At 59.0% G+C, this 12,763-nt stretch carries 9 protein-coding genes; 7 read left to right on the top strand and 2 right to left on the bottom strand.

Annotated features, from left to right (window positions below; translation table 11 throughout):
- Window positions 1–277: 277 nt before the first annotated feature.
- Window positions 278–2,047 carry a phospholipase D-like domain-containing protein gene (locus tag NW870_RS05320; RefSeq protein WP_414356844.1) on the bottom strand — a complete coding sequence of 590 codons (1,770 nt, stop codon included), beginning with the start codon at window positions 2,045–2,047 and terminating at the stop codon, window positions 278–280.
- Window positions 2,048–2,206: 159 nt separating this feature from the next.
- On the opposite strand from NW870_RS05320, the gene NW870_RS05325 reads away from it, so the two are divergent.
- From NW870_RS05325 to NW870_RS05340, 4 genes are all read left to right on the top strand, one after another.
- Complete coding sequence (locus tag NW870_RS05325) at window positions 2,207–2,758, top strand: fasciclin domain-containing protein (protein WP_011434299.1); 552 nt, start codon at window positions 2,207–2,209, stop codon at window positions 2,756–2,758.
- 57 nt (window positions 2,759–2,815) lie between these two features.
- Window positions 2,816–3,013 (top strand): hypothetical protein, encoded by a 198-nt coding sequence (locus NW870_RS05330; RefSeq protein ID WP_414356846.1) that lies wholly within the window; start codon window positions 2,816–2,818, stop codon window positions 3,011–3,013.
- 210 nt (window positions 3,014–3,223) lie between these two features.
- On the top strand, window positions 3,224–4,726 hold the full coding sequence (locus NW870_RS05335; RefSeq protein WP_414374293.1) for a DUF697 domain-containing protein: 1,503 nt from the start codon (window positions 3,224–3,226) through the stop codon (window positions 4,724–4,726).
- Window positions 4,727–4,993: 267 nt separating this feature from the next.
- Window positions 4,994–5,347, top strand: coding sequence for a DUF6464 family protein (locus NW870_RS05340; RefSeq protein ID WP_414349734.1), 354 nt, complete (start codon window positions 4,994–4,996; stop codon window positions 5,345–5,347).
- On the opposite strand, the gene NW870_RS05345 is transcribed toward NW870_RS05340, so the two are convergent.
- Window positions 5,344–6,795, bottom strand: coding sequence for a BCD family MFS transporter (locus NW870_RS05345; protein ID WP_414374294.1), 1,452 nt, complete (start codon window positions 6,793–6,795; stop codon window positions 5,344–5,346). The genes NW870_RS05340 and NW870_RS05345 overlap by 4 nt on opposite strands.
- A 265-nt stretch (window positions 6,796–7,060) precedes the next feature.
- On the opposite strand from NW870_RS05345, the gene NW870_RS05350 reads away from it, so the two are divergent.
- From NW870_RS05350 to NW870_RS05360, 3 genes are all read left to right on the top strand, one after another.
- Window positions 7,061–8,290, top strand: coding sequence for a hypothetical protein (locus tag NW870_RS05350; RefSeq protein WP_414374296.1), 1,230 nt, complete (start codon window positions 7,061–7,063; stop codon window positions 8,288–8,290).
- A 235-nt stretch (window positions 8,291–8,525) separates the two neighbouring features.
- Complete coding sequence (locus NW870_RS05355; protein WP_011434306.1) at window positions 8,526–9,992, top strand: hypothetical protein; 1,467 nt, start codon at window positions 8,526–8,528, stop codon at window positions 9,990–9,992.
- 171 nt (window positions 9,993–10,163) lie between these two features.
- Window positions 10,164–12,734, top strand: a complete 2,571-nt coding sequence (locus NW870_RS05360) for an ExeM/NucH family extracellular endonuclease (RefSeq protein WP_414374297.1) — start codon at window positions 10,164–10,166, stop codon at window positions 12,732–12,734.
- The last annotated feature ends 29 nt before the right edge of the window (window positions 12,735–12,763 follow it).

The raw sequence follows: 12,763 nt of genomic DNA on the forward strand, positions 1-12,763 counted from the left end.
CAGATTAGGGTGAGACACCTGGGCCATTGATCGCGCCAGCGGGACGGAGTCCTTGAAAAGCCTTTTGGCCCCCTGCATTATTGCTCTGCAACGCCGATGCGACCAACATTTTAGGCGTGGGTGCAGTGTCCTGGTTTGAACTGAAATGACTATATTTGGGCTATATTTGGGGTTTAATTTGGGGTTTATTCGAGGGGAGAGGCCCTTTAGGAGCTGCTCTGGGATGAACTTCCGAAAGCACTCCGCGCCCTCAACCTGACCAAGAGGGGGCTAACTCCTACCAGGTTACCCGATCCCGCAGTTGCTCAATCCGGGCTGGGCCAATGCCATTGACCCGTTGCAGATCCTCCAAAGAGGAGAAGGGGCGGGCCTCGATAATGCGCTGCGCCAGGGCGGGGCCAATGCCGGGCAACTGTTCCAGCTCCGCCGCCGTGGCCGTATTCAGGTTAACGCGAGGGGATCCCCCAGGAGACGCCACCGGAAAAGCAACCGACGGGGAAGGGGATCCCGCCTCAGGAGGAAGAACGACCTCGACTTCCAGCAGCTCCGGCTCAGGTAGGGAAGCCGCAGCAGGGACAGGATTGGGGCAGCGACGGGATCCCTCTTCTGCCTGTTGTTGCAGGCGGCGGCTGGGGCCAAAGCGGGCATCGGCAATGAGCCGGTCGAACTCCCGCACAAAGTGATCCACCACTCGGCTATTGCGGATGATCAGGAGGTTTTCATCGTTGACGTGATTGGCGGCCATCGACCAGTTGTGGGATCCGGTGATCACGGTGGCGTTGGCGGTGCCAGGATCGACGAGGGCAAACTTGTGGTGTAGCTTGTCCCCCAGGGCCAGGTTGGGTGTCCCCACCGATTGGGCGGGCGTTGTCCAGGGCAGGCGGGCTGGATCCACGGTACAGTCTTCGCCGGGCAGCAGGAGCCCCCACATCTCCAGGGTGCGGCTGTAGTCTCGGAAGGCAAAACCGGGGTCGAACACCCCGCGGATTTCTACGTTGCGCTCCTGGCGCAGTTGCCTGAGTTGGTTGGCAATGCCCGGATCCGTAAAGACGAACAGAGCCAGATCCACCTGTTGCCGGGCTTGGGCCAGGGTGGCGGCAATAATGCCGTTGGAGGTGGCTTCGTAGGGCAGGGAGCGACTGGCAGGAGAAAAGTGAACCCTCACAATGGCATCGTCAATGTACACCGTTTCCAGGGGACGCTTGAGCTTTTGCACGCCGAAGCGGCTATCGGTCAAGCCACCGGGGCCATCGCCCCACATGAGATCGAATTCCTCGGTGTAGAGGCGGGCCAGCTCCGGGCTGTCCAGCAGCAGCAGATGGTTGGCATTGCCGACACTGCCAGGCGCATCAAAGTCCCCGTGAATATCAGAGAGGGTGAAATTGGCCGAGCCGGTCAAGACTTTCTGCCCGTCGATCACCACAAATTTGTGGTGCATCAGGCCACTGCCCTTGGAACCATCGGCGGTATCGTCCAGCCAGGGCACCTGGCCTCCATCCAGCAAGGCGTACACATCCCGCGTGGCGACCTCCTCAGCCGAAAACCGTCCATCCCGGTTCACATCCACCAGGTTGCGGTACTCCTCGAACTTGCTGCGGCTGCGCTCGTCCAGCGCCCGCACTTGGTCAGGGGTGAGTTGGTGCCAGGCCCGCACGTAGGTGTTTTCGGTAATGAAGCGCACCGGGATCCCGGCCTGTCGTCGCTCCACTAGGGCTTGGGCAATGAGCGGTAGGTTCAGCTCTTTCACGGCAATATCCACCGACTGACGAGCGGAGCGAATCTGGGAAATGATCAACTCTTCCAGGTTGTAGCCGTAGCGGCGGATCTGGCGGTAGGGATCCCGATAGGTGCTCTCGCGGCTTTGGTTGAACACCACCCGGATACGGGGGTGCTGCGGCAGAGGGGCCAGGGTGGGCAGCTCCGGCTCTTGGGGGTAGGGTCTGGGCCGAGGACCCACCCAGTAGCCGATCAAGACCAGAACGAGAAGCAGAGCAACCCAGGGCAGCCAGCGGCGGAGTTGCCGCAACCACGACGGGATCCCGTTCATGGCCTTTCTCCTCTCCAGCAATCACACCCCCAGGATACCGAACTTTATCGCAGCCACTTCTACGCGAAGGCGATCCCTGCTCTGCTCTACAGCTAACCGTGCGAGAGCGGCTGCTACCCCTAAGATGATGACAAATGTTTTAGAGTATTAACTTTTGTTATGAACTACAAAGCCCTCACCCTTGGGCTGACGGCGGCTGCTTGCTTAGCCTTGGTAGGCTGTGCCAGTTCCAGCAGCGATACGGCCATTGCCCCGCCGACGCCTACCCCAACTCTCTCTCCCAGCCCTACGCCGCTGCCCAACCTCGTCGCCGTTGCCGCCGCCAACCCCGACTTCAGTACCTTGGTGACGGCCCTGCAGGCAGCGGGCTTGGTGGGGACTTTGCAGCGGGAAGGTCCCTTCACGGTATTCGCTCCCACCAATGCTGCTTTTGCCGCTTTGCCCCCTGGCACGGTGGAATCTTTGCTGCGACCTGAGAACCGGGCAGAGCTGGTGCGCATTCTCACTTACCACGTGGTTCCTGGCTTGGCTCCTTCCAGTGCCCTCAGATCCGGCCAGCAGGTAACGACTTTGCAGGGATCCCCCGTCACCGTCACGCTTCTTGAGGGCGGACGGATTCGCATCAACAACGCCAACGTGATCGCCGCGGATATTCAAGCTTCCAACGGCATCATCCACGTCATCGACACCGTCTTGATCCCGCCTCGCTAGGGGTTTCGGGCATCATAGGATAAAGTCAAGTTCGGCGGTTGACCGAGGAGGCCCGGCGTGGAAAGGCCGAAGTGGGTAGCCATTGTTACAGGAATCCTGGCCATTACTCTGGGGGTGGGCTACTTGCTGCTGGTGCAGCTATTGGACTATCGCGGCGGCCAATTTTTGCCGGCACCACTGGATCCGCCAGGGATTCTGGGAGAGGGACTTAGGCTTTTGTTGGGGATCCCTGGCTCATTTGGCCGGTTGAGCTGAGGGTGTTTTTGACTTCCTGCTTCCCCTTCCTCTTTTACTTGCGGGTGGCTGATCCCCAGCAAAACTCTTGACAAAATTGTATGCTCAGCTACAGCAAGCCCTATGCTGGAGAAGCGGTTGCAGATTCAGTTGACAGCGGGGGCTGTCCTCTGGGATGACCGGTCGATTTTGGCTTTTTGATCTGGAGATCTGGGCAGGCTGTGGGTTGGGATGGTGCTGTCGCGCTCCACTTGGGTGTGGTTGTGGGCAGGGCTGGGTTTGGCGGCCCTGAGCCAATATCTGCAATGGGTTAGCGGGATCTACAGCTTCGTGGCTCCCCACTCCGAGCCTCTTGCGGATCTGGTGGTGGGCGCCATCCTTGGGGGGACAGCAGCAGCAGGTCTGGCAGCGCGCCATTGGTGGCAGCAGGCTCGCCGACGGCAAAGTGCTCCAAGTCAGCGGACACAACCGCTGCGGCGGGTTAAGTTAACTCGGAATCAGGTGCAAGCCGATCTGGAAGATGCCGATCGCCTGATCCAGAAGCTGCAGAATGACATCAGTCGCCGTGCCCTGCGTGCCAAGCTGCAAGAGATCAATCAGCGGCTTAACCAGGAGGAATTGCATCTGGTGGTGTTCGGCACCAGTTCCGCCGGCAAGACCTCGTTGATCAATGCCTTGATGGGCCGACCAGTGGGCGAAACAGCCCCCACCCTGGGCACCACCCAGCAGGGATCCATCCACACCTACCAATTGGAGGGCTTGAACAGCCCCATTTCCCTCACTGACACACCTGGGCTGCTGACGATTGGAGGGGCAGGGGAAGCGGAAGCCCGCGCCTTAGCCCAGAAAGCCGATCTGCTGATCTTGGTGGTGGCCGGGGATCTGCTGGCTTCGGAATATGCCGAAATGCTGGAGCTGGCCCGGCTGGGCAAATCCACCATCCTGGCCCTCAACAAAACCGATCAGATGCTGCCGGAGGATGTGGAGACCATCTTGACCCATTTGCGCCGGCGCACTGCCGGTGTGATCCCCGCCGAACAGGTGGTGGCCATCGCCGCCGATCCAGAACCCCTGAAGGTTCGCTACTACTCCGAAGATGGCTCTGTGCGGGAAACTTGGGAGCCGCAGCCCCCCGATACGGAGGCCCTCATCCAACAGATGGCTCAACTGCTGCAGCAGAAGGGATCCCACCTGCGCTTGGCCAATGCTCTGTTGCAAACCCGAACCTTGACCGAAGCTGCCCAACAGGCCCTACAGGAGGAGCGCTGCCAGCAGGGTCGTCAGATCGTGGAACGGATGCAGTGGGCCACCGCTGCTGCCCTGGCGGCAACCCCTCTTCCTGCTTTGGATGTGCTGGCAGGAGTAGCCATTCAGGCACGCATGATCGGGGAACTGCACCAGGTGTTTGACCGACGCATTACCTTGCGCCGGGCCCAGCAAATTGCCCAGAGTTTGGCGCAAATGGTGGTGCAACTGGGGGGGCTGGAGCTGGCTACTCAGGCTTTGGGCTCTCTGCTCAAGGCCAGCCCCTTGATGGTGATGGGGATCCCCCTGCAGGCAGTGACGGGGGCCTATCTGACACGGGTGGCGGGGCTCAGTTACCTAGAGTGGCTGTCTTCCGGGGATCCCTGGCAAGAGGAAATCCTGCAAGAGCGGATTAGGCAGCAGCTCCAAAACCGTCATCCTCTGGCCTTTCTCACCCAACTGGCCCGCCAAGCCCATTCCAACAGCTAGTCGAAGCATCCATCTTTTCGCCGCCACAGGCCCAACCTATCCCGTTCTCCGCCCGCTGCGGAAAATCCATTACACTGAGTACAGCTTTTTCTAACTTAACTTTGTAGAAGTTCTGTAGATTAGCAGGCTCCAGGTCACACAAGAGAGAACATTTGTACCAGCCATACTCAGTGTTGCCGGAAAAAGTTGCACAATTTGTTAATCACAAGTCAAGCCCAGTCCATCATTTTGTAGTCTGCTGCCCTAAACTGGCTCCGTTTGCGCCTTATGTCTTCCATCAACCCGACCTTGCCCATTCAGTGGATCGACGCGGATTCGGGAGAGGTGGTGGAAGAATGCCCTTGGGAGAGCAGTCCCCATCCGGGCACCTACGTCCAACTGGCAGAGCAGCACTACCTGGTTCTGGAAAAGCGTCATTCCTACCGGCTCCGGCAAGGCAAATACCACCTGTGTGGGATCCGCGCCCTGGTGCGTTCGGTCACCCCACCTCAGGAAGTGGGAAGGTTCCTGGGGGATCCCTCCTGTCGGTTTAATGCTCACTCGCCCTTGCTGCGTTGTGCCGTCAACCCCAGCGGGCCCTGTCAGGGCTGCCCCCACTACGAGTCGGCCCCGCGTTGCTAGCCCTCCAGCTCCAGAGCCAACACCTGGGTCAGCGCACGGTTGGTCTTTTCGCGAAACTCGGCCACGCTCACCCGTCCCAGCAAATACACGGCCAGCAACATCACCGCTGCCTCCACCCCAAAGACGGTGGCATAGGCAAGCACTGAAGAAGTGGGGAAGAGAATGCGCCCCAAATCGAGCAAAGCCCCGCCGAGCAAGGTGGAAACCGCCTGGGACATGGCCTGGGCCAGACCCCAAGCCCCGATAAAGGTGCCTGCCGTCTCCGCTGCCGTCAAGTCCAACATGAGGGTAATGGCGCCATTGGTGGTGATCCCAGAAGCCAAACCAAACAGGATCATACACAGCTGCAGCAGCCGTGGATTGCCTGTAAACCCTGATGCAATGGTCAGCCCAAAAGAGATGGCCACCAGCAGACAGCCCAGACGGGCCGTTGTCTGTTTGCCCAGCTTGGGCACAATGAAAAATCCGGTCAGCACAATCCCTGCCAAAATACCCAGGCTCCAAAAGGCATTGAGCTGGGTGCTCTGGGCCACCGTCATGCCAAACACCTCGCCGCCGTAGGGTTCTAGGATCGGCTGTTGGATAAACAGGCCCATGGTCATCAACACCAAGAAGCCGAAAAAGATCAGGGTTTGGCGGCTGGCGGTCAGCACCTTGATGGCCGTGCCAAGGGTGATTTGGTCTTCCCGTCCGGCCAGGGTGGAACGGGATCCGTAGCGGGAATAGCGCTTTTCCACCCCCCAGGTGGCAACCACCCCCAGCAGGATCACCACGGCTGGAATGATGATGAAGAGGCGATTAATGGTGCTCTGCAGGTTGTCCGGATCCAAGCCCCGCAGCAGAACTGCCGAGCCAATGGCCCCGCCGGCAATCCCCACCATCAACATAGACCAGACGATCCCCACCAACTTAGAGCGGTTGTCCTCGTCTGACACATCCACCAGCAAAGCCGCAAAAGGCGTGGAGCAGGCGCTGAGGCAGAGACCATAGAGGGCAAACATCAAACAGGCCAAGCCTACCCAGCCATAGGTGGCTCCAGACCAACCCGTGGCCGCAAAGCTCTCCCCCAAACCCCACACCACCTGCACCCCCAGGAAGATGCAGACCGCAAACAGCACCGATCCCAGACGCACATAGCCGGTGCGATGCAGGCCAAACAGGGGCTTGGCATCCGAGAGCTGCCCAAACCAAACCCGAGCCGGGGAGACCAACTGGTGCATGGCTAGGGATCCCCCCACCACCGTTGCCGGGATGGCCAGCAGATCCGTGTCGATCATGACGCGGTTCAGCACTCCCAGAGTGAGCAGCGACATCATTCCCAAGCCCATTTGAAACAGGCCCAGGCGGAACATGACATGCAGCGGCAAGGGCTGAACCTGCGCCTGAGGCTCTGGAGAAGTTGAAGTTACAGAAGCGTTGACCTCGGGATCCCGGCGGATATTGGCCATGATCTGGAATGATTCGAAAGGGTGCTACAGCCTTTTATCGTAGCCCAGGCAGCCTGGGATCCCGGCAAAAGCATGGGGTTGCCAAAAGTGAAACCGCCACGTCCTCTCCCCTTTTGGGAGCTATTGTCAGGGTATAGTCCCCCAATTTCCAATCCTCAGGAATATTGCTATACGCGCCCCCATCCCCTGGCTGCTGAGTTCACTGAGCTGGGTGGGCATTTCCCTGGCCGCTCCGCCGATGGTGTCTACTTCTCAGGCAACCCCTATGGATTTTCCCCTCCACCAGTCCCTTTCTTCCCCCTCGCCTTCAGAGTGGGCAGAGTACTTGGCCTACAGGCAGGTGATTGACCAGACGATTTCCATGACCTGGGATCCGCAAGCGCGAGCCTTGGCAAAGCAGTATGGGCTGGATATCGTCAACATCACCTGGGAAGATACCGGACGCCACAAGGGATCTGCCCTTGGCCCCAACATCAGCGACATGACCATCCAGGTACACCAGCTCAACCCCAGAACGGGTCACTACGAGCTGAGCTTGATGCCGGTGATCCGCTACCCCAACTTTGCCGATCTGTCTGCCGACCTGCCCCTCGATAGCCTACAGGTGCTGGTGGGCAACGAAAAAGGAAAACCCCTGCAACCCGTGTCGCTGCGAGAGCTGCTGGGGAATCTGCGCCGCTACTTACATGATCCCGGCTCTTGGGCCGGCAACCGGAACTCCCTGCTGGCTCCACGGGATAGCCATGTGTTGGTGAGCGCCCAAGCTGCCTTTTTGCCCATCCCTGCCGGGGGCTCTGCCCAATTCAACCCGGTGTTGTTCAACTACCAATCCTATCCCGGTAACCCAGCCGTGCTGGCAATCTTGGCCACCCGCGAGGGCACCAGCATTACGGTGATCGAGAACCGCACCGAAGATAGGGTGGGCGGGGCTATTTGGGGCCAGCGCCTTTTCTTCAATCAAAACGGTGAACGGGCCAGCCTCACCGGGCAGCGCCTCAGCGATTTTCGGGCCGAGCAAGCCGCCAACCCAACCCCCGGAGATCCCCATTCGGCGGAAGTAGCAGAAGAAGCCCTGAACCTGGTGATGGTGATCCAAGTACCTCTCCAGCAGCGGCAGCCGCCGCGAAGGGAAGTTGAGGATATCTCTGTCAATTTCGGACCCGCAGCCGACCTGGCCGGCCTCAGCAATGTAGAAGCCGCTGTCATCGGACATGGAGAGGTAGAGGGCCCCTTCACCGAGATCAACAACCTGGACATCGAGCGGGATCCCCGCTTTCCCATTCGGGTCACGGTCCAGTTCTACAAAGCCACCGACAATGGCGTGGTCTCCGCCGAGGACATGGCCCAAATCCACCATCAAATTGCCCGCGTCTACCGAGAGGCCGATTACGTAGGCAGCTTGGTGATTCAGGGGGATACAGGCCGACCTACGGAGTACGACCGCGATGCAGAGACAGAGCGCCCCTTTCCCTTTCCTGGGTGGCCGTGGCGTTAGGGCCTGCTGCGCATTCTTCCCACAACCTGCAAGCGAGGGGCAGCATCTTCTCGCCCTAGAGTTTCTCTACTACACTGACAACTGACCTGGTGCCAAGAGGAGGGGGTGTCGGCCCGATATCCTCGGCAAGGTCTGGGTCTGTAGAGGCGGTTGCCAAAGTATCCTCTTTTGAGGCGGAGGTGCTTGCCTGTACCAGCTCTTGCCCAAGGCAGTGGGGAGCTTTTCCTGCAACACTATGGCTGACGCAGTTCCCGTTCGGCGCTACGACCTGTTTGTGCAGGCTTCCCGGCTGCTGCAGCGCTACCGGCAGCTCACGCCGGAACTCCGTCCCATAGGGCTAGAGGTGGCTCTGGCCATCCAATATCACCGTGCTCAGGCCGGATCGGGATCTCTGCTGCCTTGGGTGGGATCCCCTCGCGGACTGCCCTTGCAGCAAGTGGCCCAGCGCATTTGCGACCCGTTTTACAGCAAAACCCACCCTCTTTTACCGACCTTGCCCGAAACCGGCGAGCCTTTGGTGTGGCCTCTGTTCAACCAGGGGGAAAACGGTTTGATCCGGCCCCTGGCCCCGAGCAAAGTGGGCGGGAAACTGGCGGAACGGCGCTGGCTCAAAGCCTGCAACAGCCAGGAAGGGATCGGCTGTCATGCCTTGGCGGCCCACTTGTGGCAAGACGAGCGCTTTTTGGCCGAAGACCGGGATCTCTGTCCTTTCCGCCTTTATGATGGGCGCTACCCCTTGAGCGTGGATCAAGGGCGACAGACTTGCGGCTTTGACGATCACCCCTGTGGCTGGCAGCCGGGACACCCCAAAATGTTGCAGGTGGTGGGCAAAGGCAAACAGGCCGAGATCCTGCTCCCCCACTGGACGGATGACATGTGGGCGATGCTCATTCCCTCCCATCGTCCGCTGCCGATTTACCCGCTCTTGGTGATGCTTTACTTTGGCCAGGAAACTTTGCAAAAGGGGCGGAGCAGCCTCTCCATCGAGCAATTTCGTCTGGATTTTCAGTTTAGCCAGTCTCAACTGCGCCTGTTGTTCGACACCCACCCTGAGCACCCCTTGAATCGACACCTGCTTACCTGGGCTCAGCAGCCAGAGGTGGAGTGGGGATCCACAGAACTCTTGCCCCAGATGCCGCCCCTCCTGCATCAACCTGCCGGGGGCAAGGTGGTCTTGGATCCCGATGAGCCGCCCCAGTTCCGTAGCAGTGGGATCCCTCACAGCGCCGGGACAGACCCGCTGATGGCAGAACGCCGCCGTCGCCGTCAGTTGGAGCGCAGCGAACGCCACAACGAGATCTTGCACCAGTTTCGCCGCTGGTTCCGCCTGGCAGGATTGGAAGTCCGGGAGGATCAGCATACCTTTGACTTTTTGGCCGTGGCGGACGGGCATCTGCTTTTGGCCGAAGTGAAGCTCCTGCACCACAAGGATGCGGCAGAGGCTTTGCAGGAAGTGGTGGGACAGTTGCTCTACTATGAGCGCTTTGCCCTCGGCCCTTGGATCGAGCAGGGCTTTTCCGTCCAGAAGGCCGCCGTTTTCGATGGACCGCCGCCGGATCCCTATGTGCGATTTCTAGAAGACCTGGGCATTGCCACCTACTGGATCAACGAGCAGCAGATGATCGATGGGCCGGAAAACTCTTTGCGTCTGCTGCGCCAGATGGGGGTGCGGGTACGACCGGATCCCGAATTGGGGGATTAGGGGAAAAAGCCTGCCCATGTTCTCCCCTGAGTTTTGACTCAGGCGGGGGTAACTTCTTGTCTTCTTAAGCGTACCTTAACTGCCCCTTTACTCAGATTCCTTCCTGAAGATGGTGTCCATATAGACGGTAAAAATACGGGATCCTTTGAAGTTTCGGGAGGAGTGAAGCAGATGTGGTCTAGGGTTACTTCGCGTCGTGTTGCCCAATCAATTGCGGTGCTAGTTTTTGGTTTGGTGCTTTTGGTTTCTCTGCAAGGGTGCGGCTCCAGAAGAACTCTTTTGCCAAAACTTACACCTGTGCCAGCACCGACCCCGACTTCAACACCCACAGCCACGCCAACACCGACGCCCACACCGACCCCGACTTCAACACCCACAGCCACGCCAACACCGACGCCCACGCCGGGAGGCTGTGATCCCAACGCCAACCTGATCCCAGTTGGCACTGTCCAGGGCACTGGCTTCACTTCCCCTCTGGTGAACCAAACAGTCACGGTTTCTGGAATCGTAGTAGGAGACTTTGAAAATGAGGGGGTGGCTGGCCAAACCTATCTCCAGGGCTACTACCTACAAGATGATGGTGACGGGAATCCCGCCACATCAGATGGCATCTTCGTTTTCAGTGGCACAGCTAATAACGTCAGGCTTGGGGATAGGGTTCAGGTGACCGGAACGGTTGCTGAGTTCCGCCAGCAAACCCAGCTCTCCAACGTCACCAGCTTTACTGTCTGTAGCTCTGACAATCCGTTGCCGGCCCCAGTGCAGATCTCTCTACCGCTGACTGCGGAGCAAAGGGAAGCTCTGGAAGGAATGCTGGTCACATTTGGAAATCAGCCCCTGTTTGTAACCGACTCCTTCTTGCTGGGACGCCACGGGGAGCTGAGTGTGGCCACAGAGCGGTTGTTCACTCCTACGCAAATTGCGGCTCCCAGCCAGGCAGCTGCCATTCAAGCGGAAAACGACCGAAAGCGGATTCGCATTGATGACCGGCTGCTCACCCAAAACCCAGATCCGGTTATCTACCCCACTCCGGGTGGCCTGAGCGCGGCTAACACTGTGCGCGGCGGCGATCGCGTCAGCAACATCACCGGGATCATGACCCAGTTGCGAGGCCGGAATGTCAGTGGCGATGTGGATGCGACCATCGACTACCGTATCCACCCCAATGATCCCAACAACTTGCCCAGGTTTACAGCCACCAACCCTCGCCCGCAAAACCCACCCTCAGTAGGGGGCTCCCTGAGGGTAGCTAGCTTTAACCTGTTCAACTACTTCAACACCTTCGGCAACGCCTGCTTCCCCAATAACTCCTCCTGTCGGGGAGCCAGCAACGCCACCGAGTTCACCCGCCAGCGGGATAAGCTCATCGAGGCTATTCGCCGCATGGATGCCGATATCGTAGGCCTCAACGAGTTAGAAAACGATGGATACGGTTCGAATAGTTCCATTCAGGATTTGGTGAACGGGCTCAACCAGGTCATGGGGGCAGGAACCTACGCCTTTGTGAATGTTGGAGTGCCCAACCTGGGCGGCGATGCCATCACCAACGGCTTTATCTACAAGCCAGCTACGGTTGAAATTGCCCCCGGCACTAACCCGGCCTTCCTGGACACAGGGGAATTCACCCAAGGCCCCGGACGCTTCCATCGTCCTCCTCTGGCTGTAACCTTCCGGCAGCGGAGCAACAACGCCACCTTCACTGTTGTGGTCAACCACTTCAAGTCCAAGGTTTCTCCCTGCGATCCTATTGACAACGATCCCTTCCAAGGCAATTGCAACGGCAACCGCACCCGGGCCGCTCAGCAACTCTTGAGCTGGCTCGCCACCAATCCAACTGGCTCCACCGATCCGGATGTGTTGATTATGGGGGATCTCAACTCCTACGCTATGGAGGATCCGATCAAAACTCTGGAGGCGGGCGGGTTCACCAACCTCAATGGCCCCAACAGCTACTCCTTTAGCTTCCAAGGACAGTGGGGATCTCTGGATCATGCCCTGGCCAACAGCAGTCTGAGACCCCAAGTTACAGGCTCAGCTAAGTGGCACATCAACGCTGATGAGCCCGTGAGCTTGGACTACACCCTGAGCTTCAAGAGTCCCTCTCAGCAGAGCCTATTCTACGCCAGCGATCCCTTCCGCTCTTCCGACCACGATCCGGTGCTCGTTGGCTTGAACCTGACTCCGGCCCCAACACCGACGCCGACGCCCACACCGACACCAACTCCTCCTTCCGTTAACCTGCCTTTGACTGAAGGCTTTGATAACTGCAACCCTGCTCCAGCCGGCTGGCAGATTGTGGATGTGGACGGCGACACCAGTCGTTCCTGGCGTTGTGTCAACTCCCTTGCCGAGGCCAACGCTTTCAACGGTCAGCAACCGGGTAATGACTGGCTGATCACTCCTCCTCTGAACCTGGCTTCCGTCAGCAACCCAGTTCTGACCTTCCGCAATCAGAGTTCTTTTAGCGATAACGGCCTTCCTCCTTCGCAACAACTAAGCGTTCTTTACTCCACCAACTACAGCGGTGCAGGCACTCCAGCGGCAGTGAATGCAGCCACTTGGACTGCTCTGACGATTCCCACTCTCTCTACGGGCAGCTTCGTCGACTCCGGCCCGATTTCTCTGGCTGGGATCCAGCCTTCCAACCGTGTTTACATTGCCTTCCGCTATCGCTCTTCTGGTACAGCTTCCGGCTCGGCCACTCGCTGGCGGGTGGATAGTGTCAACATCTCCGGGAACTAGGTGTGGGATCCTAGTGCCAACCTGAGTTT

This window comes from Synechococcus sp. R50.1, assembly GCF_047462115.1.
Taxonomy (GTDB): domain Bacteria; phylum Cyanobacteriota; class Cyanobacteriia; order Thermostichales; family Thermostichaceae; genus Thermostichus.

Bases quoted from the DNA above. Each gene is read 5' to 3' on its own strand.
- NW870_RS05360 (WP_414374297.1), top strand. From the start codon at position 10,164: ATGTGGTCTAGGGTTACTTCGCGTCGTGTTGCCCAATCAATTGCGGTG.
- NW870_RS05350 (WP_414374296.1), top strand. From the start codon at position 7,061: ATGGATTTTCCCCTCCACCAGTCCCTTTCTTCCCCCTCGCCTTCAGAG.
- NW870_RS05340 (WP_414349734.1), top strand. From the start codon at position 4,994: ATGTCTTCCATCAACCCGACCTTGCCCATTCAGTGGATCGACGCGGAT.
- NW870_RS05345 (WP_414374294.1), bottom strand. From the start codon at position 6,795: ATGGCCAATATCCGCCGGGATCCCGAGGTCAACGCTTCTGTAACTTCA.
- NW870_RS05325 (WP_011434299.1), top strand. From the start codon at position 2,207: ATGAACTACAAAGCCCTCACCCTTGGGCTGACGGCGGCTGCTTGCTTA.
- NW870_RS05320 (WP_414356844.1), bottom strand. From the start codon at position 2,047: ATGAACGGGATCCCGTCGTGGTTGCGGCAACTCCGCCGCTGGCTGCCC.
- NW870_RS05355 (WP_011434306.1), top strand. From the start codon at position 8,526: ATGGCTGACGCAGTTCCCGTTCGGCGCTACGACCTGTTTGTGCAGGCT.
- NW870_RS05335 (WP_414374293.1), top strand. From the start codon at position 3,224: ATGGTGCTGTCGCGCTCCACTTGGGTGTGGTTGTGGGCAGGGCTGGGT.